General features: G+C 71.4%; 26 protein-coding genes and 4 pseudogenes. 15 read left to right on the forward strand and 15 right to left on the reverse strand.

The annotated features are described in order from the left end of the window. Window positions 1-2: 2 nt before the first annotated feature. The 4 genes from ACIP5M_RS09570 to ACIP5M_RS09585 all read right to left on the reverse strand — a co-directional run bounded on the left by ACIP5M_RS09570 (window position 3) and on the right by ACIP5M_RS09585 (window position 4,395). Window positions 3-1,367, reverse strand: a complete 1,365-nt coding sequence (locus ACIP5M_RS09570; RefSeq protein ID WP_401194140.1) for an STM4012 family radical SAM protein — start codon at window positions 1,365-1,367, stop codon at window positions 3-5. After that, the gene (locus tag ACIP5M_RS09575) at window positions 1,364-2,170 is read right to left on the reverse strand and encodes an STM4013/SEN3800 family hydrolase (protein ID WP_401195068.1); all 807 of its coding nucleotides are present in this window, start codon (window positions 2,168-2,170) and stop codon (window positions 1,364-1,366) included. Before ACIP5M_RS09575 ends, ACIP5M_RS09570 begins: the two co-directional genes overlap by 4 nt. A 121-nt stretch (window positions 2,171-2,291) precedes the next feature. Beyond that, window positions 2,292-3,425: an STM4014 family protein gene (locus ACIP5M_RS09580; protein ID WP_401194142.1), complete on the reverse strand. Its 1,134-nt coding sequence runs from the start codon at window positions 3,423-3,425 to the stop codon at window positions 2,292-2,294. A gap of 10 nt (window positions 3,426-3,435) precedes the next feature. Continuing rightward, window positions 3,436-4,395, reverse strand: coding sequence for an STM4015 family protein (locus ACIP5M_RS09585; protein ID WP_401194144.1), 960 nt, complete (start codon window positions 4,393-4,395; stop codon window positions 3,436-3,438). Between the two features lie 169 nt (window positions 4,396-4,564). Between ACIP5M_RS09585 and ACIP5M_RS09590 the strand changes: the two genes are divergently transcribed. After that, window positions 4,565-4,891 carry a hypothetical protein gene (locus ACIP5M_RS09590; protein WP_401194147.1) on the forward strand — a complete coding sequence of 109 codons (327 nt, stop codon included), beginning with the start codon at window positions 4,565-4,567 and terminating at the stop codon, window positions 4,889-4,891. 46 nt (window positions 4,892-4,937) lie between these two features. Continuing rightward, window positions 4,938-5,969 carry a DUF6745 domain-containing protein gene (locus tag ACIP5M_RS09595; RefSeq protein WP_401194149.1) on the forward strand — a complete coding sequence of 344 codons (1,032 nt, stop codon included), beginning with the start codon at window positions 4,938-4,940 and terminating at the stop codon, window positions 5,967-5,969. 146 nt (window positions 5,970-6,115) lie between these two features. Here the strand turns inward: ACIP5M_RS09595 and ACIP5M_RS09600 are convergent, their stop codons facing one another. Together ACIP5M_RS09600 and ACIP5M_RS09605 are read right to left on the reverse strand one after the other, a co-directional pair. Beyond that, window positions 6,116-6,745 carry a S1 RNA-binding domain-containing protein gene (locus tag ACIP5M_RS09600; protein ID WP_401194152.1) on the reverse strand — a complete coding sequence of 210 codons (630 nt, stop codon included), beginning with the start codon at window positions 6,743-6,745 and terminating at the stop codon, window positions 6,116-6,118. A 339-nt stretch (window positions 6,746-7,084) separates the two neighbouring features. After that, window positions 7,085-7,960: pseudogene (locus tag ACIP5M_RS09605) on the reverse strand (glycosyltransferase family 2 protein). A 204-nt stretch (window positions 7,961-8,164) separates the two neighbouring features. Here ACIP5M_RS09605 and ACIP5M_RS09610 point away from each other — a divergent pair. The 4 genes from ACIP5M_RS09610 to ACIP5M_RS09625 are packed head-to-tail and all read left to right on the forward strand — an operon-like array spanning window position 8,165 to window position 10,436. Continuing rightward, the gene (locus ACIP5M_RS09610) at window positions 8,165-8,608 is read left to right on the forward strand and encodes a hypothetical protein (protein WP_401194155.1); all 444 of its coding nucleotides are present in this window, start codon (window positions 8,165-8,167) and stop codon (window positions 8,606-8,608) included. Then, window positions 8,608-9,561 carry a hypothetical protein gene (locus ACIP5M_RS09615; protein ID WP_401194158.1) on the forward strand — a complete coding sequence of 318 codons (954 nt, stop codon included), beginning with the start codon at window positions 8,608-8,610 and terminating at the stop codon, window positions 9,559-9,561. Before ACIP5M_RS09610 ends, ACIP5M_RS09615 begins: the two co-directional genes overlap by 1 nt. After that, window positions 9,558-9,968: a hypothetical protein gene (locus ACIP5M_RS09620; protein WP_401194161.1), complete on the forward strand. Its 411-nt coding sequence runs from the start codon at window positions 9,558-9,560 to the stop codon at window positions 9,966-9,968. The genes ACIP5M_RS09615 and ACIP5M_RS09620 overlap by 4 nt, the downstream gene beginning before the upstream one ends. Before the next feature lie 3 nt (window positions 9,969-9,971). Further along, the gene (locus ACIP5M_RS09625; RefSeq protein ID WP_401194163.1) at window positions 9,972-10,436 is read left to right on the forward strand and encodes a hypothetical protein; all 465 of its coding nucleotides are present in this window, start codon (window positions 9,972-9,974) and stop codon (window positions 10,434-10,436) included. 214 nt (window positions 10,437-10,650) lie between these two features. Here ACIP5M_RS09625 and ACIP5M_RS09630 read toward each other — a convergent pair. Together ACIP5M_RS09630 and ACIP5M_RS09635 are read right to left on the reverse strand one after the other, a co-directional pair. Next, window positions 10,651-11,307, reverse strand: a pseudogene (locus ACIP5M_RS09630) (transposase); the annotation flags it as partial. A gap of 114 nt (window positions 11,308-11,421) precedes the next feature. Then, entirely contained in the window at window positions 11,422-11,853 is a 432-nt protein-coding gene (locus ACIP5M_RS09635; protein WP_401194165.1) for a DUF5958 family protein, read from the reverse strand. Window positions 11,854-12,397: 544 nt separating this feature from the next. Between ACIP5M_RS09635 and ACIP5M_RS09640 the strand changes: the two genes are divergently transcribed. Then, window positions 12,398-12,895, forward strand: coding sequence for a DUF6193 family natural product biosynthesis protein (locus tag ACIP5M_RS09640; RefSeq protein WP_401194167.1), 498 nt, complete (start codon window positions 12,398-12,400; stop codon window positions 12,893-12,895). Between the two features lie 127 nt (window positions 12,896-13,022). Here ACIP5M_RS09640 and ACIP5M_RS09645 read toward each other — a convergent pair. From ACIP5M_RS09645 to ACIP5M_RS09660, 4 genes and pseudogenes are all read right to left on the reverse strand, one after another. Then, window positions 13,023-13,258, reverse strand: a pseudogene (locus ACIP5M_RS09645) (IS701 family transposase); the annotation flags it as partial. A gap of 68 nt (window positions 13,259-13,326) precedes the next feature. After that, window positions 13,327-14,139, reverse strand: a complete 813-nt coding sequence (locus tag ACIP5M_RS09650; protein ID WP_401194169.1) for a hypothetical protein — start codon at window positions 14,137-14,139, stop codon at window positions 13,327-13,329. Between the two features lie 349 nt (window positions 14,140-14,488). Then, complete coding sequence (locus ACIP5M_RS09655; protein ID WP_401194171.1) at window positions 14,489-15,076, reverse strand: DinB family protein; 588 nt, start codon at window positions 15,074-15,076, stop codon at window positions 14,489-14,491. Window positions 15,077-15,298: 222 nt separating this feature from the next. Further along, entirely contained in the window at window positions 15,299-16,066 is a 768-nt protein-coding gene (locus tag ACIP5M_RS09660; protein ID WP_401194173.1) for a sortase domain-bontaining protein, read from the reverse strand. 887 nt (window positions 16,067-16,953) lie between these two features. Between ACIP5M_RS09660 and ACIP5M_RS09665 the strand changes: the two genes are divergently transcribed. Next, complete coding sequence (locus ACIP5M_RS09665) at window positions 16,954-17,184, forward strand: response regulator transcription factor (protein WP_401194176.1); 231 nt, start codon at window positions 16,954-16,956, stop codon at window positions 17,182-17,184. Between the two features lie 115 nt (window positions 17,185-17,299). Here ACIP5M_RS09665 and ACIP5M_RS09670 read toward each other — a convergent pair whose 3' ends face one another. Both ACIP5M_RS09670 and ACIP5M_RS09675 read right to left on the reverse strand, forming a co-directional pair. Then, window positions 17,300-17,755 carry a transglycosylase SLT domain-containing protein gene (locus tag ACIP5M_RS09670; protein WP_401194178.1) on the reverse strand — a complete coding sequence of 152 codons (456 nt, stop codon included), beginning with the start codon at window positions 17,753-17,755 and terminating at the stop codon, window positions 17,300-17,302. A 496-nt stretch (window positions 17,756-18,251) separates the two neighbouring features. Continuing rightward, window positions 18,252-18,596 (reverse strand): hypothetical protein, encoded by a 345-nt coding sequence (locus ACIP5M_RS09675; RefSeq protein ID WP_401194180.1) that lies wholly within the window; start codon window positions 18,594-18,596, stop codon window positions 18,252-18,254. Between the two features lie 303 nt (window positions 18,597-18,899). Here ACIP5M_RS09675 and ACIP5M_RS09680 point away from each other — a divergent pair, with 303 nt between their 5' ends. The 7 genes and pseudogenes from ACIP5M_RS09680 (at window position 18,900) to ACIP5M_RS09710 (ending at window position 25,222) form a co-directional block, all read left to right on the forward strand. Continuing rightward, window positions 18,900-19,280: a hypothetical protein gene (locus ACIP5M_RS09680; RefSeq protein WP_401194182.1), complete on the forward strand. Its 381-nt coding sequence runs from the start codon at window positions 18,900-18,902 to the stop codon at window positions 19,278-19,280. Between the two features lie 133 nt (window positions 19,281-19,413). After that, window positions 19,414-19,743 (forward strand): hypothetical protein, encoded by a 330-nt coding sequence (locus tag ACIP5M_RS09685; protein WP_401194185.1) that lies wholly within the window; start codon window positions 19,414-19,416, stop codon window positions 19,741-19,743. Between the two features lie 104 nt (window positions 19,744-19,847). Then, window positions 19,848-19,920, forward strand: a pseudogene (locus ACIP5M_RS09690). A 73-nt stretch (window positions 19,921-19,993) separates the two neighbouring features. Next, window positions 19,994-21,130 carry a gala protein gene (locus tag ACIP5M_RS09695; RefSeq protein WP_401194187.1) on the forward strand — a complete coding sequence of 379 codons (1,137 nt, stop codon included), beginning with the start codon at window positions 19,994-19,996 and terminating at the stop codon, window positions 21,128-21,130. After that, window positions 21,127-22,827 (forward strand): ankyrin repeat domain-containing protein, encoded by a 1,701-nt coding sequence (locus tag ACIP5M_RS09700; protein WP_401194190.1) that lies wholly within the window; start codon window positions 21,127-21,129, stop codon window positions 22,825-22,827. Before ACIP5M_RS09695 ends, ACIP5M_RS09700 begins: the two co-directional genes overlap by 4 nt. Next, window positions 22,824-24,023 (forward strand): AAA family ATPase, encoded by a 1,200-nt coding sequence (locus ACIP5M_RS09705; RefSeq protein ID WP_401194193.1) that lies wholly within the window; start codon window positions 22,824-22,826, stop codon window positions 24,021-24,023. The genes ACIP5M_RS09700 and ACIP5M_RS09705 overlap by 4 nt, the downstream gene beginning before the upstream one ends. Before the next feature lie 14 nt (window positions 24,024-24,037). Then, the gene (locus ACIP5M_RS09710) at window positions 24,038-25,222 is read left to right on the forward strand and encodes a VWA-like domain-containing protein (RefSeq protein WP_401194195.1); all 1,185 of its coding nucleotides are present in this window, start codon (window positions 24,038-24,040) and stop codon (window positions 25,220-25,222) included. Window positions 25,223-25,346: 124 nt separating this feature from the next. Here the strand turns inward: ACIP5M_RS09710 and ACIP5M_RS09715 are convergent, their stop codons facing one another. Beyond that, window positions 25,347-26,666 (reverse strand): protein kinase, encoded by a 1,320-nt coding sequence (locus ACIP5M_RS09715; protein ID WP_401194198.1) that lies wholly within the window; start codon window positions 26,664-26,666, stop codon window positions 25,347-25,349. Window positions 26,667-26,849 lie beyond the last annotated feature (183 nt).

Below are 26,849 nucleotides of genomic sequence, written 5' to 3' on the forward strand. Positions count from 1 at the left end.
GCCTACTTGGGTTCGTAGGCGGTCATGGCCGCTCGTACGGCGGGTGAGAACAGCTCGGGACCGAGGGCGTCGGAGTGGGCGAGCCCTTCGGGGGTGAGGCGCAGCAACGTTTCTGCGTTGTCGTCCTCGAGCCAGCCGCGGGCGGCGAAGGAGTTGAGCTCGGCGGGGAAGTCCTCGAACGGGTCGGTGCCGAACCGGGCGCGGTAGTCGGCGACCGGCATGCCCTGGGCCTGGAGCAGGGACTGCAGGAGGTGGCGACGGCGCGCCTCACCACCGTCGACGTACCGACCGTGCACGGCGCGGCCGAAATCCTCGGTGGCCGTGTAGTCGTCGATGATCGCGCGGATCTCGCCCATGTCGACCGCGTAGTCGAAGGAGTAGTGGAGGGAGGAGGTGTACGAGCGTGCGCCGCAGCCGAGGCCGATCATGCCGTCGGTCTGGCAGGCGTGGTCGTCAGGTCCCTGTGCAGCGGCGCCCGCGCGACGGAACATCCGCATCGACACCTGCTCGTAGCCCTGTGCGAGGAGGTGGTCGCGGCCCTGCCGGTAGAGGTTCAGGCGCTGTTCGTCCCACTCGTGGTCGGTGTGCGCGGTGCGTCGGGCGAGGCCGGTGAGCGGGCGGACGTAGAGGGGGTAGAGGTACAACTCTTCGGGCTGCCATGCGAGGGCGGCGTCCAGGGAGGCGCGCCAGGTGGCGGCGGTCTGGCCGTCTATGCCGTAGATGAGGTCGATGTTGAGGACGGGGATGCCGGCGTCCCGGATCCGGCCGAGCGCGGCGTCCACGTCGGCGCGGCGCTGGGGGCGGACCGCGGCGCGTGCCTCCTCGTCCACGAAGCTCTGCACGCCGAGGCTGAGGCGGGTGGCGCCGCGCTCGGCGAGGACGGCGAGGCGGTCGGCGGTCGCGGTGGCGGGCGAGGCCTCGACGGAGAGGGGGACCGCCCGGAGGTCTGCGCCCATGCGCCGTTCGGCGATGTCGCAGAGCCGGTCCAGCTCGTCCGCCGTCAGGAAGGTCGGGGTGCCACCCCCGAAGGCGGCGTTCGCGAAGCGCACCGGCCCGTCGTCACCGAGGGCCTCGCGGACGGCCGCGGCCTGGCGGTCGAGGGCGTCGAGGTAGCGGCCGGTCAGGTCCTCGGGGGCGCCGATCCGGGTGAAGAGGTTGCAGAACCCGCAGCGGACCTCGCAGAACGGTATGTGGAGGTAGAGCGAGAGGGCGTCCTTGCGTTCGCCGCGCCACAGGTCGCCCAGCGCCGGGCGGCCGGGCAGCGGGCGGTACGCCGTCTTGTGCGGGTAGGCGTACACGTAGCTCTGGTACGGCCGCACCCGGGTGAGGGCGGCGGGTGCGGGGAGAGTGGTCGCGGGGGCGGTCATGCGGACGGCTCCAGGAAGAAGTGGGCGTACGGCACGGTCCACACGGCCTCGTGGGCGAGGCGGTGGCCGGTGTAGCCGTCGTCGCCGTAGGTGGTGCCGTGATCGGAGCACACGATGGCGAAGCAGCGGCGGCGGGAGCTCATCGCGCGGAAGAGGCGCCCGATGTGCCGGTCGATGTACTCCAGGGCGGCGGCGTGGGTGGCGCGGGTGTCCCCGGCCTCGCGGGTGGCCCCGGGCGCATGGAACCAGTTGGGCTGGTGGAGGGCGGAGGCATTGAGGAAGAGGAACAGCCGCCGGTCCGCCGGCAGGTCGGCGAGGATCTGCTCGGCCCGCTCGACCTGCGCCTCGAAGGAGGTGGGGGACGCCACGCCGAATTCCGGTTCCCAGTGGCTGTCCTGGAACATGCCCGGGAGCACGTCCCCCAGTGCCCCCTGTTTGTTGAAGAAGCCGACACCGCCGATGCACACGGTCCGGTACCCGGCCGCGGCCAGGCCGGACACCAGGTCCGGGGTGTCGAAGACGAAGGTCCGGCCGGCGGTGGACTCGCTGCCCGCGAAGCGCGCGGCGAACAGCCGCGGGTGCGGGCCGGGCGCGGCCGGCGTGGGCAGGAACCCGGCGAACATCGCCTGGTGGGAGGCGTAGGTGAAGCTGCCGGGGGCGTGCCGCCGCTCCCAGACACCGCCCGGGAGGTGACGGGCCAGGTTCGGGATGCGGCCGGCGGCGGCCAGCTCGACGGCGACGTCGTACCGGAGGGTGTCCAGGGTGAGGAGGAGCAGGTCGTCGCGACCGACGACCTCGTTCATGTCCGGGAGCGGCGCACGTTCGGGTGCGGGCGGCGTCGTGCCGTCCCGGCGCGTCGCCTCGGGCCGGCGCGTTGCCTCGTCCCGGGGCGTCGTGTCGTGCTCGGGCAGCGGCCGGTCGGTCTCAGGCGGGTGCACAGTGGTTCCTCGTGTGGTGGTGCTGGACGTACGCGGGGGCGGCGGCCACCTGGGCGGCATAGGTGTCGAGGCCCTCGGCGCCGCTGCCGGGCAGGCCGGTGAGGCCGGGCAGCAGATCCCCGAAGGCGTTGACCTCGGCGACGGCGAACCGCCGCCAGCCGACGGCGGGGAGCAGGTCCACACCGACGCACAGGGTGCCGGGGAAGCAGGCCGCGGCGCGTTCGCAGATCCGCAGGGCCTCGGCCCAGTGCGGGCCCGCGGCCAGGGTGGCGGCCGTCAGGTCGCCGCGCCGTCCGCCGAGGTGCAGGTTGGTCATGGGCGAGCGGCTGGTGCGGACCACCGCGTGGGTGGCCCGGCCGGCCACCACGACCACGCGCAGGTCGGCCGTCCTGCCGTCGAGCGAGGCCTTGGGCCACCAGCGCTCCAGGTGCAGTCCGTCCGGGGCCAGGGCGTCGACCAGGGCGGCCACCTCCCGCTCGCTCGTCAGGCGGCGCAGCCGCAGGGAGTTGTGCAGGTGTCCGTCGTCGGCCGTCTCCACGGACGTGGTGGCCCGGATCCGGCCCCGCCCGGCGGCCTCGACGGCGACCACGCCGGACGCGGAGGACCCGTGGGCCGGCTTCACGAACGCGCGCGGCATGCCGTGCGCGTCCATGAGGGCCCGTACGTCGTCCCAGCCGCGCACCGGGGTGCCGCCGCCGGAGGTGGGCGAGTGCGGGACGGGCACGCCGGCGAGCTGGAGGGCGCGGTGGCACAGCCGTTTGTCGAAGAGGACAGCCAGCTCGTCGGGGTCGTCCACGCGAATGCCGCCGGTGAGGGTGCGGACGGCCCCGGTGAACCGCGCGTACCAACGGGCGCCGCCTTCGACCCGGGTGGGGTCGTCCAGACCGCGCAGGACCCGGTCGGCCTCGGCGTTCTCCCCCGGCGAATCCAGCCGTACGAACTCGTCGGCGGCGAACTCGGCGCCTCCCGCGTGCAGCACGTCCGTCCAGGGCACGACGCGCGGTTCGGGCAGCCCGGCTTCGCGGACGGCCTGGGTGAACAGGCCGACGCGGCGGTTCTCCGGGTTGCCGACGACCGCCCATCGCGCCGGGCCCCGCTGCGGCGGTGGGTTGTCCGTCATGGCCGCCGCGCTACTCGCCGACCGCGACGAAGCGCCAGGTGCGGCCGTCCCAGTCGTCCTCCTCGGCGTGCCCGCGGTGCAGGTCGAGGGCGACCCCGGCCGGCTCGAGGACGTCCCGGAAGCGCTGCTTCAGCGGCTCGGTCAGGTAGTTGTGGTGGAGGTCGAGCTTCTTGAGGTGGGTGAGCGGCTGGCCGCCGAGCAGTGCGGTGCCGCCCTGGTCCGTGAGGACGCCCATGGACAGGTCGAGGGTCTTCAGGCGGGCCACAACGGGCGCTGCGGCCGCCGCGGCGGCGATCTCGTCCTGTATGTCGGAGTTCCGCAGGGCCAGGTGACGCAGGTTGGGCAGTCGGTCCCCGCCGAGGATGGGCTCCACGTCGGTGAGCTCGCAGTCCCCGCCGTACTCGGCCGTGCCAAGCCAGAGGTCGAGGTGTTCCAGCGCGGGCAGCGCGCTGGCGGCCACGTTCCGGACGGCCGCGGCGGGCATGCCGCCCGTCTCCACGGTGAGGGACCTCAGCCGCTGGTGGGTGAAGGGCGGGATGACGAGGTCGGTGCCGCCGCGGACGCCGAACTCCTCCAGCTCCGGGAAGCCCTCGAGGAGGGGGCCGACATCCCCCTGGTTGATCCAGGAGATCTCGCACTCCTCGGACTCCATGTCGCCGAGGAACAGGGCGCGCAGGGCCGGTAGCCGAGTGCGCGTGGCCAGGAGCGCCTCGATGATCTCCTGGGGGCCGCTGTCGTAGGCGTCCTCCCAGGGCCCGACCACGATCGCGCGGACCCGGGTGGTGTCCACGGCGGCGGCGAACCGCTGGAAGGCCGCGGTCCAGGTCTCGTCCGCGTCGTAGGTGTCGGAGGAAACCCGCCACGCGACGGCGTCCGGCTCGGGCAGGGAGGTCTTCGCCTGCTCCTCCGGGCCGGGGAAGTTGAAGACGGGCAGCCCGTACGACTCCTTCAGGTGGCTCGCATAGCTCATGGGTCCCCGCCGTTCCTCGCCTGTCACGTCCGTGTCGATGTGCTGCAAGTTGTAGCAAGCGCCACTGACAACGCCCGAGGCAGGGCGGTCGAACGGCCGTTGTCAGACCCCCTCCCTATCGTCGGTGGAGACGTGGCGCACCGGGCGGCGCGTCGGGAGGGGGACACAGGTGTACCGGCAAGGGGATGTGCTCATCGCGCCGATCGACGAATCGGAGCTGCCGCCGCGGGTGGAGGACGCGCCGGGGGAACCGCGCGACGGGCGGGGCCGGATGGTGCTGGCGCTGGGCGAGGTGACCGGGCACGCGCACGCCGTCCTCGGGCCGGGCCGGCTGCTGCGGGAGCCGGGCACGTTCGGTCCGTTGCTGCTGCACCTTCCGGACGGGGGGCGCGTGGTGCACGAGGAACACGCCGCGATACCGCTGCCCAAAGGCTGGTACCGGGTGGTGCGCCAGCGGGAGTACGTGCCGGGATCGGTACGGCTCGTGGCGGACTGAGGGCAACGAAGAACGAGCCGTCGCCGGATCGAGGGGGAGAACAGGAATGAACGAGAACGAGAACAGCATCGACGTGTGGCGGGCGGCCGCGGCGGCCACCGCGCCGGCGAACCGCCCCGAGGCGGAGGCGGGCGTACGCCTGGCCTACCGCACGGCGGGGCTGCCGGAACCGGAACTGATCGTCTGGGCGGATTCGCCCCGGGCGGCGCTGCGACTGCTCGTCGACGCCGAAGGCCCCTGGGGCGTGCAGGCGCGCGGCCGCAGCGTACGGGAGGCTGTGCGCACCGCCCCCTGGGCGGCCGAGCGGGACCGGCTGCAAGGCCGGCTCGGCCCGCAGGGCTGGGGGCGGAGATGGAACGCCACGGGCGGCCGCCTGTGGACGAACACGGAGCGGCTGACGGACCGCATCCGAGCCGGGTTGGTGGACTTGGCGGAGGACCGCGCCGAGGAGGCGGAGGTACGGCTGTTGCTCCTCGACGCGGTGCTCGGCCAGCACGACGCGGCCTGGCTGAGCGCGTTCGACACCGAGGCGGGGTCACCGCTGCACGGACTCGCCGAGGTAGCCCGTTCGGCGGGGTGGTGGTGGCCGTACGAGCGGCTGGCCGTGGTGTGCGAGCGGCCGGTGGAGCTGCACCGGGACGAGGCGGGCCGACTGGACCGCGGCGACGGTCCGGCCCTCGCCTTCCGGGACGGCTTCGCACTGCACGCGTGGCGCGGCATGCCCGTACCGGCCGAGTTCCTCAACGGGTTGTCCACGCTGACGCCGGAACGGATCCGGGACGAGGAGAACGCCGAGCTGCGGCGGGTGATGCTGGAGCACTACGGCTACGACCGCTACCTGAGCGAGTCTGCGGCCGAGCCGGTGCACCGGGACGAGACGGGTGTGCTGTGGCGCATACCCCTGCCCGACGACGAGGACGTGGTCATGGTGGAGGTCGTCAACTCCACCCCGGAACCGGACGGCACCAGTCGCACGTACTGGCTCCGCGTCCCGCCGGAAACCCGCACCGCCAAGCAGGGCGTGGCCTGGACCTTCGGCCTCGCCGCGGAGGCGTACGCACCCCTGCGCCAGACATGAAGCACCCACCGTTGTCTGGCAGTCCACGTCTCGACGTCTTCCGCGTTACCCGTGACTCCGATCCGGCCGAGCCTCCAGACTCCCCTCCCGAGCGTGGTGCCTGCGCTGGTTCGCCCTCCAAGACCACCGGACGCACAGGGACCGGGTCACGGCAGGTCAGCCGTGGTCACCCGCCGCGAGAGCGTCAGCCGGCGCCCTGCCTGGTCGATTCCGCTGACGACGACCGTGACCTCATCCCCGACCTGCACGACGTCCTCCGGGGTCTCGTCGGGTGTCCGGGCGAGGTCCCGAAGGTGAACCAGCCCCTCGACGCCGTCTGCGACCCGGACGAAGGCGCCGAACGGCACCAGTTTGGTCACCTGGCCCCTCAAGCTCCGGCCCACCGCAGTACGTTCGGCGAACGTCACGAACGGGTCCGGCTGCAGCGCTCTCAGGGAGAGCCGGGCCTCGACATTCCAGTCGTCGAAGTGCAGGAACTCGCACGAGACGCGTTGACCGACGTGGACGACGTCCGAGGCCGCATCCACGCGGCGCCACGTCAGTTCGGGAATGGAGATGAATCCGACGCCGGGGAAGACCGGGTGATCGGGGCCGTCATCCAGTGAAACGAACACCCCGAACCGCTCGATCGCCGCGACGGTGCCGGAAAGGATCTCGCCGCGGTGACGTGACTGCAGGAACGCCCAGAGCTCCGGGTTCTCGGTGGCGGTCGTCGCCAGCCCACGGATCCCTGCCAGAGCCTCCCGGGCACTTTTCTCGTCAGATGCCGTCCCCATGCCTACAGACTCCCACCGGCCGCCGCGTACGGCAGTCGTCGCGGTCGTCCCACGGTAGCTCCGGGTCACCGGTGGCGGGACTGAGCACATGGTGGCGGGCGAGCACGCGTCGCTTGGCCTCGACCTCCGGAGAACCCGAGCCGGGTCGTGCAGCGCCAGGTGCAGGGCGATGGCGGGATGGAAGCCGGCGAGCTTTCCGGAGCCGGGGGCGCGTCGGACCGGCGCTGTCGTGTGTGCCCTCGTCGTGCCCGTGGGCACGCCGGGGTTGCGACCTGGTTCCGCGGCGTGGCCGACCTGGTTGGCTGGCCGGCGCAGACCGAGACGCAGGGTGAGACGGGCCTAGATGACCGGCGGCCGGCCCAGCCATGCCATCCGTACGACGGTGCGCCACCGCATGGGCTTGCGCGGTCCGCCGCTGGTCCGCACCCCTTCGGCGAACCCGCCGAACCAGGCCCGCAGTCCGGCCGTCGACCGTGTCCGGGCCGTGGTGAGCACTATCCACACGCCGAGGTAGCGGGGACGAGGGGGGCAGGAAGGTGACGCGAGCCAGACGCGATTGCGGGCGGTCATCCGGTAGTAGCCGGCGTGCCGCGCGGGAGAGGTCCGGGGGTGCTGGAGCACGAGTTGAGGCTCGTAGAGGACGTCCCAGCCGACGTCGGTCGCCCGCCAGGCGAGGTCGGTCTCCTCGTGAGTGAAGAAGAACGCGTCCGGCCAGCCGCCCGTCTCCTCCAGCATCGGCATCGACAGGGCGTGACCGCCGCCGAGGAACGTCGTGACGAGCCCGCGCCGCATCGGGTCCTTGGCCCGCAGGCGCGGAATGTGGCGGCGCTGGGTCTCCCCCGTCTCGTCGGCGATCCGGAAGCTGACGATTCCGAGCCGCGCTTGAGCCTTGTAAAGGTCGGCGATACGTCGCACGACATCGGCATCGACGAGCAGCCCGTCGTCATCCAGGTCCACCAGAACGTCGACGTCCCCGAACTCCCGCAGCCGCCGCCAGGCAACATTGCGTCCGCCGGACACACCCAGATTCGCCTCCAGCTCCACTCTGGTCACGCCCTCCGGCAGACCGGGCAGCACGCAACCATTGCCGACGACGACGACCCGGGCGGCGGGCTCGTCCTGCTAGGCGACCGAGGCCAGCAGGGCCCTCAGCTCGGGCATCCGGTCGCCCATCGTCAGCACGGCCACGCCCACCTGCGGTCGGGTCACACCCATCACGTCCTTCTTCCCGGCACCAGGCGAACGGCGAGCGTACCGCTCACCCGAGCCGTGCCCAGGCCACACGAAAGGCGCCACCGCTCGTACTCGGCGACTACCTCTCGGCCCAAGCCTGCGCCCATGCCACCCCGCATCACACATGGTTGATGTTCCGTCAGAAAAGGTTGCATCAGGGACAATGCGGTGTGCGAGGCTAGGCAAATGACGTTCGAATTCGAAGCAGAATGGACGCAGGCGAAGGGCGAGGCAGCCATGCGTCTCGCTTCCGCCGGGCCGTTACCCGCACCGACTCCGCAGCCGAGTCCCTCCGCGTCCCCCTCCCCCGCCCCGGGGCAAGCCGACCTCGGCCTCATCAACGGCCCCGTGCACTCCAAGGCCTCCGGCATCCGTACGGTCAACGCCGAGGCCCGGGGCAAGTCCACGCTCGACGACGCCGAGGCCGTGGGCCGCAGCCACGCCGGGTGGGTGGCCGGAGCGGCCAGCAACGACTGCGTGGGCGCCTGGCAGCGCAGGCTGCGGGAGCTCGCGGACCTGGTCGACGCCGCGGCGGACGCCCTGACCACCGGCACGAACGCCATCACCACCGAGGACCAGGCGATAGCCGACGGCCTGCGCGCGGCCGGCGGTGTACTGGAGGACGCCTGATGGTTTCCGTACCCGAGCTGAAGCAGGCCGACCCGCAGAAGTGGCGTGCCGCGGCCGACGACGCGGTGGCCGTGGCCAAGCAGTGCGACGGCCTGGCCTCCTACGCCCGCGAGGACGTGGCCCGTACGGTCAGCCGGTGCTGGGTCGGCGAAGCCGGCCGCGCCGCCACGGAACGGTTCGTGAAGCACGCCGACGACTACGAGACCTCCGCTCTGGCCCTGCGCGCGATGGCCAAGGTCTACGACGACCTGGCCGCGGCGATCGAGGCGGCACAGCGGGACCTGAACAGCGCCCTGGACTATGCCCGCACCCGCGACCTGAAGGTCGACGACAGCGGCCGGGTCCAGCTGTCCCACCCGGTGATGGTGCCGCAGGGCAGTACCGAGCACCTCGAACCGGTCAACCACGCCCAGGGGATCATCGTCGAGGCCCTGCGCAAGGCGACGCAGGCCGATGTGGAGGCGGCACGCGCGCTCCGCACGGTCGAGGGCCTCACCGCCATCTCCGATCCGAAGCTGGCCAAGGAGGCCTTGGTTCCCGGGTCCCCGCTCGCCGTCGCCCTGGCTCTTGCGGGCGGTACCGACGGCCTGCACCCCATCAACGTCTCCCCTGCCCAGTTCGCCGCACTGAACCGGGCCGCGGCCGAGACGGGCATCAGCCGCAAGCTGCTGCTGGCGATCCTGTGGCAGGAGCAGCAGTGGTACCAGAACTTCAGCCCCGGCCTGAACGGTCCCCTGGCCCAGGCGGGCCGGATCTTCAACTGGACGTTGCAGCAGTCCCTCAAGCCCGACAAGTCCCTCGGCATCACCCATATGAAGCCGGACACCGCGCGAGAGGTGATGAAACAAACCCTGAGGCGTTCACCCTCCGCGACGGCACCTTCCTCGGGGATCTCGACGACGCCCAGCTCACCAAGTACATCGAGGAGAACCCTGACGAGAACATCCGCATGAGCGCCTACCACCTCAAGGGCATACAGGAGGACCCCTACGGGGCGAAGACCGACAAGCAGCTCTTCACCCTGTACGCGGCCGACACCCCGGGCGTTCGGGAGCTGAACGAGCAGTACGGTGACGAGTCGGGCAATCGGGCCAATGACATCAGGACCCGGGGCGAGAACTGGGACAAGGTGGAACCGCACCTGGACGACGCGATGGCCTGGTATGCCCTCACGGACGAGCAGCGGGCCACCGCCGTACGCCAGCTCGAGTCGCAGACCCCGGCCGGACACCACGTCTCCGTCGACCCGATCTACCATGAGGGCGGCGGCCCGCACACCGGAACGGGAACCGGTCCCGCGGAACCCGGCACCCCTTCCCCGAGTCCGGGTCCGGCCCCTCGGCCGCCCAGGAGCAACTGACCGATGCGCACACGAAAGTCCATCCCGCTGCTGCTCGGGCTCCTGCTGACGCTGAGCGGCTGCGGCCTCGTCGGCGGCGACCGGGGTCCCAAGCCGTTGACACCGATGCCGAGCCAGGTTCCGATCGGCCCCGAATACGCAACCGCCGACGACGTGATCGCCGCTCTGGCGAAGGGTGGTTTCGACTGCAAGGTGACCGTGCGCAACGACTACCCGCACGGGTCCAACGCCACCTGCGAGGTGCAGCACCGCGGAACCACCGTGGTGAACGAGATCTCCGTGCTGAGCACGGCCCGGTTCAGCCGGGACGAGGTCGGCGATTCGATTGCGACAGGGCGTCGGGCCTACCGGCACACCATCGTCGCCGCCGGCAACTGGTTCATCTGGGTACGGCCGGGGATCTACGCCTACGACATGGCCGCGGCGCTGCCCGGTTCCGTGGTCCTGGAACCGCTCGTGGAGAAGTAGGGATCCCGTCGCCGCGACCTGCGCACGCTGGACGCCTCGTCAGTGCTCCAGCCGTAGATCGTGTTCTTCATTTCTGATTCGCAGCTTGTCGACCGTAATGGCTTGCCCGGGCTGGGACGTGATGCGCCGCCAGGCGGACCGTGGAGCTGGTGGGCCACGTCGTGTACCGGCCTGACGACCAGCGTTGTAAACAGTCGCTGGATCTCGTTTCACGCCATGAGGTGAAGCGACGGGCCTGGGGCTCGTCCAATCCGGCTAAGCCCTTTCCGGATTGGACGGTCGCTTCCACCCGCCACCGTGATCGAGCAACGCGGGCCAGCGTGGCCAGGGGCATGAGGGTGGGCGAGAAGCTGCGGTAGCAGGCGAGTTCAGCGGGGTGCGGTTGCGGCGGCCCGGCAGCTGGAGACTGCCGGGCCGGGGCTCGGCCAGGGCGATACCAGTCCTGGAAGCGGTAACCCTTGGCGCCGACACCTGCCGACAGCTTCTGCCCGGCCCGCTTTGGCACCTTCGCGGCTAGGGCATCCGCGGGAACTTTCCCGCGCCGGTTGCGACTTCGGCTGAGCAGGCGATGGCGAGCACGTAGCCGACCGTGCGTTCTTCCCGCGCTGACCGCAGCTTCGGGTTGCCGCCATAGGCCTCGTCGCCGGCGACCCAGCCCACGCCGTGCCCAGCGTCCGGCAACCGGCCGATCATGCGGGCGGCCAGTTCCGGCTTGGTCGCGAAGAGGGTGTCCCTCGCCCCGACCCGCGACCCGGCAGCGGTCATGGTCGCGGGTCGACGAGCGCGGGATGTACAACTCCCGGTCCACCGCCGCGTGCCCGCGCAGTCCCGCGTAGACAAAGCAGACCGCGACCTGGGCGGTTTCGGTCCTCACGGGGTGGAGGCTCATTGGATTTCCCCACCCGGAGCGCGTGGACCTGCGGACGGATGTCACTCAGGAGGGGCCGCTCGATAACCGGCCCAGCCCGAGCTGCAACGACCGATGCTATGGATGCTCGGTCGCCGTCGGCAGGTTGTGCCATGCATGTCCGCAGGCGCCTTTGCAGTGCCTCTCGCGGCGGCGACTGTCAGCAACGGCGAACACGGAAACGAGGACGCGGAACGCCTTGACGTGTTCGGTGGAGGGCAGGCCCGCGAACCCGTAGCGGGGCGGGTCCATGCAGATCATGACCGAGGGGTTGGCCGTGGGCTTCACACCGGACCGCGCCACCCCCGCACGGCCGTCCGCAGCTGTCATGTGCGCCTGCATCCCATAGCCAGCGACTTCCTGAAGAACCATCCGCTGGCATGTCGGGGTGAGGTCGGAGAACCAGCGCACCCCAGCGTCCAACGTGCGGAGCCCTTGGGCGATCTCGTTGACGACCCGCTCGGTCTCGCGCCGGAAAGTGCGGCCGTCGTCGCTGCTCGGTTCAGTCATCGCTGGATGTTTTCATGAGGCTGATTCCGGACGAGGGCCGGCACCAGCACCCGACAAGGCACGGGCGACCCCGGCGATCATTGCCTCCAGTAATCGAGCGGGGAGGAGCGAAGAGCAGCACTGACCGATTTCACAGTGCTGACCGCGCTTCCTCGGATGACTGCGGCTGTAGGAGGACGACGTGCTCCGCGCCGTTATCGGCTGGGGCGTTGTCACGAGTCGTCAAGCTCGGTCTCCGCTACTTCGGACGGTGCTGCACCGGCGCGTTTCTCGATTCGCGGGTCAGGCACAATCGGGCCCTGTGGCCACACCCCCCGATCCAGCCGTCCTGTATCCCGACGTTGCAGCGCATGGCAGCCTCAGCGCGGCACTCAGGGCCGTGGCAGAAGGTCGTCTCGACTGCGTCCCGATGACGGGCCCGGAGCTCGGTCTGCTCCGGGCTGCCAAGGTCGGCTGCACGCTGCCGCACCGCCGTTCTCTGCAGGTCAGAGCACTACACCACGAACGACGGTGGTCGATCCGTGGTTCCGACTCGTTCGCGAGCATGGCACTCATCGACGGCACTACGGACGATCTGGCAGAGGTCGCCAAGGCCGCGCGGGCCTGGCACGACGGCGCAGGGTTGAGCGATATCCGTCGAGCCGCCCCGTTCGTGCATCTGACCGGCCGCTTCGAGGTGCCCGACCTTGACCCCGCACGTCTAACGCGAAGCGAGTGGCAGTACCTGCGCACAGAGGCGAGCGAGCTGGAGTACCCCTGGCGGCCTGCGTACCAGGCCCTTGTCGAGGCGGCCCATGCCGAACCGGCACTCCGGGCGCTCTTCCCGCTGACCAGCCACGGTGTGCTGAGTTTCTCGACCACGACACGCCCTCGTCTCTCCGTCGTGGGACCGCGCCTGGTCACCCGTGACGCCGACCGGTACTCGGTCGCCATGACCGTCGCCGGCGAGGGTCTGGCGCAATTCGCCACGGCGTCCGAGGCGGTGGCGGCTGCGGTGCGCCGACTGCCTGACGGCCTCGCCTCGGTCGCACTCGGTTGTTGATCCGCCCCGCTCAGAAAGCCCGGCCCGATCGGCGTTCACTCGACGGCTGCCCGGCCTGGCTGCGGCCCGTCCTTCCGGAGCAGCCATCACGGAAGAGCGGTCAGAACCGATTTCACAGATCCTCATCAGCAGTGCCGGTGTCCTGGCACCGACGGTGTGGGTTCCCTTCGCCCTTCTTCAGGTCGCCGGTCTCGTCGACTACGAGGCTGCCTGGTCATCGTGCAGCTGATCCACTACGTCATCACGGACGTTGTCATGTACCACTTCGGCGTCCAGGTGGCCGCGCAGCAGATGCTGCATGCCGTGCGGAGTCGCTTCCCCGGCCCACTCGGCGATCGACCAGCAGTTCTTGCGCGGCAGGTCCCTGTTTCCCCGAAGGCACCGCCAACCGCGCTGTGGATGCCGTCGGCGGCAGGGTTCGGTCAGCCGCTCTACCCGTAGTTCATGAACCAGTGAGTGTCGAAAAAGCGGGCCATCGTGAACGGGTGGTGCGGGTCGATGAGGATGCGGCAGACGAACTCAGCGGCTTGGCAGTCGAAGGGGACGTCCTCACCGTCGAAGGACCGGACCACGACAGGCCAGCGGTCCGGGTCGTCGCCGTCGACCCTCCAGCAATACAGGTTCTCGTGCTCCGTGCCTGCCCAAATGAGCAGGTCGTCCTCCCTGAGATCCGTCCACGGCTCCTGGTTCAGGTCCAGGAATCCGTCGAAGGCGCCCTTGCCGAACGTCTCGACCATGCGCTTGTAGTCGCTCGGCAGCGCGGTGCCCAGCCGGGACTCCATCTCCGCCCAGTCCACGTCCGGCCGCTGGTCGGACTGTGTCCAGCCGGTGAGCAGTCTGAGCCGCTCCATCCAGTCGATGTCCTCGCCCTCGCCCTCGTCCTCGTCCTCGTCCGGAGCGACACCCAAGGGTTCGGGCACTTCTCTGCCAGCGATTACCAGCACCGACCGCTGGGTCCCTTCGGCATCCCGCGCCGTCCCCGCGCCGACCCACTGATCCCCGTACGCCCACGCCCGTAGCGTCACGGCGCGGTCCTCGAAGGGGACGAGGAGAGCCGCGCCCCTGGAATCGTCGACCGTCGGATCGGTGAAGCCGTCGAGGACGAGGGTGCGCGGGGCGCCATACATGCCTGCGAGTAGGTCGATCAGGTCCTGCGGGTCCAGATCGCCGGGCAGGTACATATAGCTGTCCCCCGGGCCGAGCCGGGCCAGTAGGTCGTTGACGGCCGCTTGCGTGAGCTCCATGGCGGACAGTGAAGCGCACCGCACTGACAATGCCGCTCATCGGGGGCTCGAATGCTTCCTGTCGGCAGGCAGGGTCCACGCCGTGACCTGCGACCACCACCCGATCTGATCACGATCTACAGCTGGAGTATTAGGGAACGGATCCCAGGGATTGCCGGAACTGCTCTGTCCGCGCGGAGTTTGACGGGGCGGCGCCGCCGTGGTCCCCGGCGGGACCGGACGGCGGGTATGCCGCGGATGGGCGGCTTGAGGGTGAGGCTTCCGTGCATGTTCGCGCAGGACACGGCAACGGCGAGCGGGATGCCTTGGGTATCGGACAGCACGTGCAGCTTGCTGCCCTTCAACCGCTCTAGTAAGGCTTGATTGGGGCGGCCGACTTGGCGGCCTGCTCGATCTTCGCGCAGTGGGCTGCACGGGCTTCCTCGTCGATCTGCTTCTCGAGTTCGGCACGCAACCCGGTCCGGCCGTCGAGGCCCTCGCGCAGGATATCGGCATGCCCGGCATGCCGGATGGACTCGCCGAGGACATGGACCATGACGGCGAACAGGTTGGTGTCTGCATGAGGCTCCGGCCACCACGGCACGTGGCCGGGGGCGTCGAGGGGAAGCTCGTTGATCGTCGCGTCCGAGTGTTCCCACGTGCGCCGGTAGAACCCGATGATCTGATCGCGGGTCTCGTCCTCGGTCGCCCACAGATCGCTGCCGTTGGAGTCCTGCCACCGGGGCAGCGGTTCCGGGGAAGGGCGGTCGAAGACCTCGCCGAAGTACCTGGCCTCGACGGTGGCCACGTGTTTGACCAGGCCGAGGAGGTTGGTACCGGTCGCTGTCAGAGGTCGGCGGGCGTCGTATTCGGACAAGCCGTCGAGTTTCCAGAGCAGCGCCTTGCGGTCCCGCCGCAGTCTTCCGTGCAGGTTGTCCTTCGCGAATTCGTCGATCATGCGGTACGAGCCTGCCATGGGGCTGCTCGTGGTCTCAAGATCCCGTACCGAGCTGCAGAGCTGAGGCCTGGCCGTGGCCGCCGCCCTGACTCGCCGTCTGGCGACTGCTGGGATATGGGTGAGGAGCCGGTCGCCTCGTGTCACAGGGCCGGTGGGTCTGGGGCGTACGGCGCCACTTCATGGACGTCGCGGTTTCCTCGCGGCCGCGGCGCCATGAGGTCCCTACGCGCCGGCCGCCGGCTTCGTGGAGGCCAGGACGCCGATCTTGTCGATGCGGTGCTCCGGGTTGCCCCGGTCGTCGCGCCAGAAGTTCCCGGCTGCGTTGTCCTCCGGGGTCGCGCAGGTGGAGATCGTGATCATCGCCTTGGTGGGCTTCACGCCCGGCTCGCCAGGGACCGCGGCCCGCTGCTCGGTCAGGGAGCGCTCCGAGCGGAAGGAGGTCTTCCGAGTCCCGGTGATCCGGTACTCGTACACGGCGCCGCCCTCCGTGACGAATACGGAGTCGCCTACGCCCAGGGACGGCAGGTCGCGCAGCGGCCCACCGGCTGAGAGCCGGTGCGCCGTGATCAGGTAGTTGCCGATCTGGCCGGGGCCCACGCCGCCCCTCGCTCCGTACGGGCTGGCGGCGAGTCCCTGGTCCTGGACACGGGTGCCGGGCCGGTCGTCGGTGGTCCCCTCGTACGGAACCAGGGACAGGCCTTCCAGGCCGATCCGTGGGATGGCGAGCGTGGCCGGCTGGGTGCGCGCGCTGCTCGGCGACTCCGGCGACTCCGGCGACGAGGTCGCGACGGCGGACGGCGAGGCCGTCGAAGCAGCCACGGTGGGGGTCGGGGCGGTCGGGAGGCTCGCCACGTCCGCCGACGACGGCACGGCGGAGGCGGCGGTGGGCCGGGCTTCACCGCTCGCGGCGTCGGCAACGGTGGAGCAGCCGGCCAGCGCGAGCGTAAGGAGGGAGGCGAGCACGGTGGGGACGGTTCGCTGGCTCAACATGGCATTCCGGTTCGAGGGCCGGGCGGTCGTACCCGGCATGGGGACGACACCTATCGGGCAAATGACGCTAGCTGAGTGAGAGATTCCGCAACAGGGCTTCCTCGCGTGAGGTGGGCCATTCCGCCTCGCTGCCCATGGCGGAGGATCGCAAGGATCTTGCCAGTGGCATCGAGTCCGGAGGAGCAGTCCCGGCGGACCTGGATGGGAGTCTTGGGCTGACGCTGGTAACCGTGGTTGGCGCCCTGCGAGAGGTGAACCGTACGGGCCCGGTCCGAACCGCTGGGCGGGGTGGCTGTTCGTGCCGGTGCGCTAGCGATCTGCTACTGCCGAGCGGCAGCAGCGTCGCCGTGCCCCCCTGCCGCAAGCAGCAGTCGGGCGGTGTAGCGGGCTCCGAGCGCGTTGAGCCTGCAGGCGCGGCCGCCAGGGGGCGGACACCTGGCAGGTCGCCGGAACGACGCGGCGGGCACCGGAGGCGGGCCGGGTTCGGCCGTAGCCTCCCCTGCGGTTGTAGCCGCAGGCGGGCGCTGCACATCTGGCACGCCAGGCACCTCGGATGCTTCCCGGGTTCCCCATCCCCTCGAGGTGATCGGGATGGGGGCATAGATGGCCCAGACGGTCTCCTGCCGGGCCGGTGCCGGCGAGGCAGGGAACGGGATCGACTCACCGCGCGAGCGGAGCGGCATCACGACGTTCCTGTGCTTCATCCGAGCCCGCCGAGGCCCGGCGCCATGGGCGGAGGGCCTTGTCACACGCCTGTGACAGTCGGCGGACACTCTCGTGAAGCGCCTCAGCCAGTCTCTTAATAAGAGACAAACCGGACATTACGTCCAACTGCTTCCGAGGGTGCGAGCAGCGACGACCGAGCCGAAACCGGCGGAGGAAATCCCATGAGCCTCACCCTCACCATGCCGCACACCCAGACCCCCGCCGTCGCACTGGCCCCGCGTGAGCAGGAAGCACTGCGCCACATCGCCGCCGGCCGCACCTACCTGCAGACCGCCCGCCACATGGGCCTCTCCAAGCACACCGTCGACGCCTACCTCCGCCGCATCCGGGCGAAGCTGAACATTCACAGCACCGCTGAGCTGACCCGAACCGCCATCGCCCTCGGGCTGTGACATCCAGCTACCGCACAAGCCGCCTTGCCGGCAGCAGCGCGGCCGCATGCGCAAAGACGCTCGGCCGGGAGGTGCCGGCCGAGCGTCTTTCGTGTGTCTGCTGTCCGCTGGTGGCTTAGTACCAGTGGTTGTTCTGCCAGAAGTTCCAGGCGCCGACCGGGGAGCCGTAGCGCTCGTTCATATAGTCCAGGCCCCACTTGATCTGGGTGGCGGGGTTGGTCTTCCAGTCCGCGCCGGCGGAGGCCATCTTCGAGCCCGGCAGGGCCTGGACCAGGCCGTAGGCGCCGGAGGAGGCGTTGGTGGCGGTGTAGTCCCAGCCGCTCTCGTGGGAAACGATGTTGTTGAACGCAGCGAACTGGGCCGGGTCCTTGATCATCTGCTGGGCGATCGCCTTGGCGCTCGTCGGGGCGGCCTGCGCCGGGACGGCGGCAAGCATGGAACCGGCGACGCCCAGGGCGAGGACGGAGCCCACGAGGGTCTTCTTGGAAGCGGCGATGCGGCGGATGACGGCGTTGGACACGGATTGACCTTCCGAAGGGGACAAGGGCGGTCGCGGGCATGCCGAAGACATGCGTGAGCCACTCACGCGGAGGAGAGGGGTTCGTCGGCGGGGGTGAAGGACCCCGGCGCCTTGCGACTCATCCAGTTCTACAGACCCCCGGACCCCCTGGCAACGAACCCCCTTACTAACGGGATTCGCAGACGGGGCACACCGGCCCCCCTCGGGCGGGAGCGGCATCCGCGCAGGTGGGAGGCGGCACAACACGGGATATATGGGGCATCGACAGGCCACTATGCCCGTTCGTATGTGACCTGGGTCCTGTGGGGCGGCTCACCGCCTGGAGCCTGCCGTGTGACCCCAAGTCACCGGACGCTACGTGGAGAGGCCGGTCGAATGCCCTGATCGCTCTGAAATTCAAAGGGAAGGTGACGCCCAGAACCGGCTTCCCCATGGCCGCCATGCGCGACGCCCGAAGGGGCGCCCGCACCGGGTGGCGCTGGTCGCCACGCAGGGCGGCTCCGGGATCCGAAGCTTCGGATCCCGGAGCCGCCCTGTACCCCTGCGCTCAGACCCCGTCGGGGACGTCCACGAAGGCGTTCGTCTGGTCGAAGTCGAGGCCGAGGGCATTCGCGGCGGAGCCGTTGTCCCCGTTGACGCAGATCTGCTGGATCTCGTTCGACTGCGCGGTGTTCGTCTGCGTCGTGTTCGACTGCGCCACCACACCGAAGACGGCGACCGCGATGTTCACCGGGACATTGACACTGGTGGACGTGTTACTGGCCTCAGCAGCCTGAGTGCATTCCCGGGCAGCACCGTCCCCGTCCCCGTCGGCGGAGGCGACCCCCGCACCGACCATGCTGAGGCTCCCGATCATGGCGGCCACGAGAGCAGCCTTACGAAGCTTGCGCATTACATCCCTTTCCTGCCTCACCGGCATGTTTCGTTACCGAAACATCACGGTTGCGCACTATATGTGGCCAATGTCCCCTTTGTCCGAAACACGCCGATCTCCACCGGGGTCTCCCGTCGCCGCGGTCTCGCCGTGGCGCTCGATGGCCCCAGACGGGGGGCGAGCGGGAAATCGACGGAACACAACCGTCCGGCGGCGGTCGGTCGCTACCGTCTCCTCAGCGTCGTCACGTGCACGGGGCGCGTGGGCGCCCCTGGCATTTCGCCCTGGCGCCCCCGACGACACGACATCGAGGAGGCCACGATGAGACACCTGCTCTCCACCTTCGCGGTTGCCGCGGCACTCACCGCCACAGGCGTGACCCCGGCGGTCGCCGCCGAGCGGACTCCCGCCGCCACGGCCGTCGCCTCCTGCTACGGCGGAGCCGTCTACTTCGACGCCGTCCTGGGCGCTTGGCCGCGGAACGGCAAGGACTGGGCCTACACCACCAGCCGCTGTGCGGACATCAACGTCAAGCCCAACAAGGGCTCCTGGGCGAGCGTCTGTTTCAAGGCGACCGCCACGTGTAACGGACGGACCTGGGCAGCAGCCGGCCAGTGGACCGTGGTCGCCACGAACGTGAAGGACGGAACCGGCTTCTACCTGGCCTTCCAGACCCCCGTCGACGGGTACGCCGCCTACTGAGACGCGCCCGCGACCCCGGTTGCGGGCCGGCGCGCTTCCCGGCCTTCACCGCCGTAGCCTGCGCCGCCTCTGCTACCGCGGCCTGAAGCTCTGAACGCCGGCCCAGCACAACGCCTGCGGCACTATGGTTCGAGTGAGCGAATCCTCTGAGCAGGCGCGCAGCGCAGCCCGACTCTGGCACGAACACCGCCGTGCACCCTTCCCCGACAGCCTGCGAGGTGCCGAGGGGGGCACGGACATGTGGCTGCTCGACCTGTACACCGCCGGTTGCGTGGTGGCGTGGCTGGCCCATGGCGGCACTCTCGACTCGGAGAACAGCCGCATCCTGCAGAAGTGCCTCGACGAACTACAGCACGTCGTCCCTGAGATCAACGAGCCTGCAGCGGCTCAGTACTACCAGCGGTTGCACCGGCTCGCCCTTCTCGTATCCGGGAACAGTTCCCCGGCCCCGGTTTCGAAGTAGCCGCGTCAGGACGGCAACTGGCGGACGTACTGGGGCAATCGGGGATTGACGGCTCAGACTGGTGATCGATTTTCGGCCGCCGGGTGGGTATGATCGCCGGCAGCAAGGCCGTAGCGCAGAGGTCGTCGCGCCCACGCATCGAGCTGGAGGACGTCGGTTCGAATCCGACCGGTCTTGCGTCTGCTTCTGCATTTCTCGTCTCACGTCATGATGGACGCCGGGCACCGGCGAAGGAACCGGTGGAGTGGTGATGACACAGCCGACACCCGTACGGTGCCCCGCGATCGAGCACCCCGACCTGCCCCCGGCAGACCCGGCCGGCCTCGAGCCGCTGCTCGCCCGGCTCGCCGCGGACCGGCCCGTCGAAGCCGACGAAACCTTCCCGCTCGGCACCCTGCGCACCGACGGCCGCGTCGACCTCTGCAAGCAGGGGCTCGGCCCCCTCGGTGCGGCCCGGCTGCTGCCGGCCGCGGCCGCCTCCGTACACGCGACCCATCTGCTCCTCGGTACCAACGCCATCGGCGACGCGGGTGCCCGCACCCTGGCCGGGGCCCTCACCGGCGGGCATGGGCTGCACACCCTGTACCTCGGCTGCAATCGGATCGGCCCCGACGGAGTGAGCGCCCTCGCCGGCGCGCTCACCGAGGACACCACCGTCCGCGCCCTCTGGCTCAAGCGCAACCCGCTCTTCGGGGACGGCGCCCGCACCCTGGCCGCGCTGCTGCGCCGCAACGGCTCCCTGCGCACGCTCGACCTCGTCAACACGGGGATCGGCGCCGACGGCGTACGCCTGCTGCTCGACGCCCTGCTGGACCGCGCGCATCCCCTGGAACGGCTGTTCCTCGGCGGCAACGGCCTCGGCCCCGACGCCGCCCCGCTGCTCGCCGCCCTGATCCGGGACGCCGGCGTGCGCGAGCTGTACGTCCCGGCCAACCACCTCGGCGACCAGGGCGCCGCGGCCCTCGCCACCGCCGCGGCCGCCTCTGCGCACCCGGTCCGCCTCGGGCTCGGCGGCAACGGCATCGGCGCGGCCGGAGCGCGTTCCCTGGCCTCGTCCCTCGGGAGCATCGAAGCCCTCGACCTCGGACGCACCATGTCCGAGCGCAGCCTCGGAGCCCCCGGCAACCATCCCGGCGACGAAGGGGCGTACGCGTTGGCCGCCGCCCTCCCCGGCAGTCCCCTGCGCCGCCTGGAGCTGCGCCACACCGGCCTCACCGGACGCGGCGCGAAGGGCCTGCTCGCCGCGGTGCCCGCCGACAGCCCCCTGGAGTACGTCGGCCTGGGCCCGGGCCTGCCCCGCCGCGTGAAGCGCTCCTTCACCGAACGGCTCCGCCCCGCCCGGGCCGCCCACCCGGACGTGCGGGCCATCGGCAGCGTGTACCGGTGAGCGTGGTGAAGGCCGAACTGTCCGGCGGTTTCCGGCAGGAGGACGGCCCGGCCTGGCAGCGGATCCGCCGCTACGCGGTGCCCGGCTGGATGATCGAGCAGGCCACCGCGCACCGGCTGGCCGGTGACTGGCGGGCGGCCTGCACGGCCGCCGCCGTGGACGTCGACTTCGAGCTGCCCGAGCTCGAGGCCCGCTACGGCGCCGCCGTCGCCGAGGCAGTGGCCGATGACCTGCGGCACCTCGCCCCGGACCTGCTGCGCTGGCACCTCCCCCGGCTCCTGGGTGGCCGCACCACCATCGCCCCCGACCTGCGGATCCTGCTCGCCTCCTACGGCGGCCCGGGCGGCCCGACCCTGTCGGTCACCACGCCCGTCATGACGGAAGGCTCGCAGCGGCTGCGCCTGCAGTGCGCGCCGGTCGTCGCCAAGAAGTGGAACGTGTACACGGGACAGGGCTTCGTCCCTGAGGACTGGACCGCGGTCCGGCCGTTCTGGGACGCCCGGTGCGCATCCGAGCTGGGCGCGCGCTTCGCCGTCCAGGACGGCCTCGCGGAGCGGATAGCCCGGCTCCGGGACCGCGAGGACGTGGTCGAGGCGTACGCGGCGGCGGGCATCGAGTGCGACCTGACCGTCCCTGCGCCGCAGCCGTACCAGCGCCCGGCCGACCCGAAGGCCCTGCTGGCGCGGATTCCCGTCGACCTCACCCGGCTCGCGCCGGAGGTGGCGCGGCTCGTGGCGGCCGGAGCCGGGAACCGGTACCGGATCGCCGCCGGCTGGCTGTTCCACCTCCTGCTCGAACACGGTCCCGATGGGCTCCGGGCCCGCATCGCCCCACAGGCCGAGGCGCTCGCCGTCCCGTCCCTGCCCCGGTACGCCTGGCAACGGCTCCCCGACCTCGAACTGGTACGGGCCGGCCGGATCACCCCGCGCGAGCTGCACCCGCTGGTGGCCGCCGCGCTGTTCCCCGGTGCCGGACCCGTCGTGGGCCCGCCGGGTCCGGAATCGGGCAGGCCGGTACGGGTGCGCTGCCGCGGCGGGTGGCACGAGGTGCGCTCGCGAGGCGGCGTACTCGATGTGCCGCACACCCCCGAGGAGCAGCAACGCGAACGCGCCATGCGGGCGTTCGGCGGCGCGGTCTCGGGGTGCTTCGCCGTGCAGCAGGCCTGGACGACGGGCGAGGGGCGGCTGCCCCGTGCCCTCCGGGCCCAGCGGCACGAACTCTTCCTGCGCGCTCAGCACGGCGACACCCCCGGTGTGGTGGCCCTGCTGGACGCCGGCGTGGACCCCCGGATCCGGGACGCCCGCGGCCGCGGCCTGCTCCACGTACTGCACCTGCTGGACCACGAGGTGCTGCTGCCCCGGCTGCTGGCCGCCGGACTCGACCTCGAGGCGCGGGACAGGAGCGAGCGCACCCCGCTGCTCTCCGCGGTGCATTGGGGCGGTTCGGCGGATCTGGTCAGGGACCTGCTGGCGGCCGGCTCCCGGATCGACGTCATCGACGAGATGGAACTGTCGCTGTCCCAGGAGATCCGCCGCTACAAGCGAACCGACCTCGCCTTTCTGCGGGACCGCGTCGACGAGGAGTTCCCCGGCATCGGCGCCGACTGGTTCGACGAGCACATGGAGTACCGCGAGGAGGACGCGGACGACGAAGACGCAGACGAGGACGCAGACGAGGACGAGGACGACGACGCATGAGTGCGAACCGGGCGCAGCCCGCACGGGCCCTGGCCGCCGCCGACGCCCTGGGCGCCCGGCTGAGCGCCACCCGCACCGAGCCCGCCACCAACCCCCAACTGGAGGCGCTCGCCCTGGCCGTGACGGCCAATCAGCCCGTCCTCCTGTGGGGTGAGCCCGGCATCGGCAAGTCCGCGGGCATGGAGCAGCTCGCCACCGCGCTCGGCGTACGGCTGGAGACCGTCATCGCCAGCGTTCACGAGCCCTCCGATTTCGCCGGACTTCCCATCGTCGGCGAGGACCCCGCCACCACCGGCGTGCCCATGGCCCCGCCGGACTGGGCGGTACGCCTCGCCCGCACCGGCCACGGGCTGCTGTTCTTCGACGAGCTGTCCTCCGCCCCGCCGGCCGTGCAGGCGGCCCTGCTGCGCGTGGTCCTGGAACGGCGGGTGGGCAGCCTCGAACTCCCGGCGGCGGTACGGATCGTGGCCGCGGCCAATCCGCCCGCCAGCGCCGCGGACGGCTGGCACCTCAGCCCGCCGCTCGCCAACCGCTTCGTCCACCTCGACTGGACGCACAACCCGCGCACCGTGGCCCGTGGCATGGCCGGCACCTGGCCCGAGGTGGCGATCCCGGCCGTCGATCCCGCCAAGGCCTCCTCGGCGGTCGCCCGGGCGCGCGGCGCCGTGTCCGGCTTCCTCACCGCCCGGCCCGGCCTGGTCCACCACATGCCGGCCGACGCGGCCGCACGGGGCCGCGGCTGGCCCTCCCCGCGTACCTGGGAAATGGCCCTGCGGCTGCTGGCCACGGGGTACGCGGCCTCGACGGGCCGGGAGGCACTGGCCGCCGCGCTCACCGGCGCGGTGGGTGAAGCCGCCGGGATCGAACTGCTCTCGTACCTCGAGCACCTCGACCTGCCCGACCCGGACCGGGTGCTGGCCGACCCGGACGCCTTCGCCCTGCCCGAGCGCGGCGACCGGCAGCTGGCCTTCCTCATCGCCGTGGTCGCTGCCGTGCAGAGCGAGCTCACCCGGCCCCGGTGGGAGGCGGGCTGGGCGGTGCTGGCCAAAGCCGTGGACGCGGGCGTGCCCGACGTCGCCGCCCGCGCCGCCGCCGACCTGGCCGCGATGCGCGACCTCGACTGGCCCGTGCCCGCCGGTATCGACGCCTTCGTGGAACTGCTCCAGCTGTCCGGCTCCCTGCCGGGCGGCGGTTGAGCCCCGGGCCCGCCGTGCGCCTGCACCTGGACCGCGCGAAACTGCTGGCAGCCCGTTACAGGGCCGCGGAGAGCCGTCCGTACCTCGCCTCCGCGCTGTACGCCCTGACCGTGGTCCCCTCGGAGGGGGTGCGCACCATGGGCGTCGACCGGGACTGGCGCTGCTACGTCTCCCCCGCCTTCGTCGAGGCGACCCCGGTCGTCGAGCTGGCCGGGGTGTGGATCCACGAGGTGGCGCACCTGCTGCGCGACCACCACGGCCGCGCCGAGCGGCTGCCGGCCGCCGATCAGCGCGATCACGTCCGGGTCAACATCGCCCAGGACTGCGAGATCAACGACGACCTGCTCGCCGACGGGCTGGCGCTGCCCGAGGGACGGATGGAGCCCAGGCTCTACGGGCTGCCCACGGGCGGCCTGTTCGAGAGCTACCTGTCGGCCATCCCCCGCTCACCCCACGGGCCGGACTGCGGCTCCGGCGCGCACGGCACCCCCGCGCCCTGGGAGCTGGGCGAGGACGGTGGCCCCGCCCGGGTGGGCCCGGTGGAGGCAGAGGCGCTGCGCCGGCAGACCGCCCAGGCCGTACGGGCCCACCAGCGCAGCCGGGGCCGGGTCCCCGAGGGCTGGGCCCGGTGGGCGGAGGAGCTGCTGGAGCCCTCCGTCGACTGGCGCCAGGCCCTGTCCGGGGCGGTCCGCGAGGCCGCCGCCTGGGCGGCCGGCGCGGTGGACTACACGTACCGCCGCCCCTCGCGCCGCACTCCCGCGCTCGGCGGCCGGGTGGTGCTGCCCAGCCTGCGCAGGCCGCTGCCGCGGGTGGCCGTCGTCATCGACACGTCGGGTTCGATGGGCCCCGACGACCTGGCGGCCGCGCTGGCCGAAGTCACCGGCGTCCTGCGGGAGGTGGGCGTCGGCGGCAACCGGGTCGCCGTCCTCGCCTGCGACGCGGACGTACACGCCGTGACCCGGGTGCGCCAGGCCGGCGAGGTGACTCTGGCCGGCGGCGGAGGCACGGACATGCGGGTCGGCATCAGCGCGGCGCTGGCCCTGCCCGACCGGCCGAACATCGTGATCGTGCTGACCGACGGGTACACGCCGTGGCCGGAGGAGACACCGTCCTGCCGGCTGATCGCCGCACTGGTGGGTGACGACCCGCCCGCGCCCCCGGCCTGGGTGGAGACCGTGCGGGTCGACGTCACCGCGTGAACGGCGTACGGACCGGGGTGGAGGGCGGTGTCGTCGGCACCCGGCCCGAACGTGAGGGTGTGATCACCGGCCGGCGGAGCCCGGGGAAAGCGGTCACCCAGCGGGCCGGTCAAGGGCGGCTCGATCAGTTGGGTCGTCCCTTGTCCTTCCTGCCCTTCGCCTTCTCGTGGTCGTCCTTGGTCTTCGACGACGGCCGGCTCGCCGGCTGAACGTCCCGCGCGGAAGGCGGGAGTTCGCGGGCGGTGGACGGCGTCGGGGTCGTCAGGCCGGGGCTGGCGGAGGCCGGCGGTACGTACGGTGTGGGAGCGGCCGCCTCGGCATCCTTCGGTGCCGAGGTCTGGCTGGCGGAGGTTTCGGCAGGAGGGGTCTTCTCGCCTGCCGGAAGCCCGCCCACGAGGAGCGCGCAGGCGCCGACGGCACTCACCGCCGCGAGGCCGATCGCGGCCGCCCGCCGGCGAGCCGGGGTCATCGCCGGCGCGCGTGCGTCCGGTCGTGGGGGCTGCGCGGCGGCGCGGGCAGCCGCGAGGGGCGGCAACGGTGAGCGGTGCGTGGGGGTTTCGGTGTGCGGCGCGCTCGCCACGCTGGCGCGGGGCCGCCCGGTGGCGCGGGGCGACCGCGCGGTCGCGATGGCCTGCAGGCGCAAGTGGACCCGGGCGGCGTCGGGACGGGCGTGGGGATCCTGGTCGGTCATCGCTGTGAGCAGTCTGCCGAGGTCGCCTGGCAGACCGTCGGGCAGCCGGGGCGGGTGCAGGAGGTGGGCGGTGCCGACCTCCATGGGTGTCCCCTGGTACGCGCGGTGGCCGGTGAGCGCTTCGAGGAGCGTCAGGCCCAGGGCGTAGACGTCGGCGGCCGTGCTCGCACCTTGGCCGAGGAGCTGCTCGGGGGCCATGTACGCGAGCGTGCCGACCAGTGTGGCCGGATCGCTGTGGGACCGCTCGTGCACGGTCCTGGACAGCCCGAAGTCGGCCAGGTGCGGGAACCCGCTGTCGCTCAGCAGGATGTTGGAGGGCTTCACGTCGTGGTGGATGATTCCGTGCGCGTGGACGTGGTCGAGGGCCGAGGCGATCTCCGTGCCGAGTCGGATGACCTGGACGGGACTCAGAGGACCGGCTTCGATGCGGGTGCGCAAGGTGACGCCGCGGATCAACTCCGTGACCATGAAAGCGCCCTGTCCGTGACGGCCGATGTCGTAGACGGTGACGAGGGCGCGGTGGGAGAGCCGGGCCAGGGTGCGTGCTTCGTCGCAGAAGCGGTCGGCGGTGATCGTGTCCGAGCCGGCGCGGAACACTTTGACGGCTACCTCACGCCCCAACACCTCATCGACGCCCCGGAAGACGTCCGCAGTACCGCCGGAGCCTATGGCGGCATGGAGCCGGTAACGACCGCCGAGCAGCGTGTCGGGTTCGGGCTGCGCTCCGTACGCGGGGACGGTCCGGGCCGACATGCGGGATCCTCTCCACTCGCGGACAGTGTCCCGCGCCTACCCGCCGGGCCTCGCGCTACGCAGCCCCGCCGGACCCACCGTGTCGGACGGCACCCCTCCCCGGCGCCGGCCGGCCACCCCTGCCCATCCCCATCGCCCGGGTACCGCGCGGGGCCAGGGAGGTCGGGACGTCGGCCCTTGGCG

The organism is Streptomyces sp. NPDC088762 (assembly GCF_044750905.1).
Taxonomy (GTDB): Bacteria; Actinomycetota; Actinomycetes; order Streptomycetales; family Streptomycetaceae; genus Streptomyces.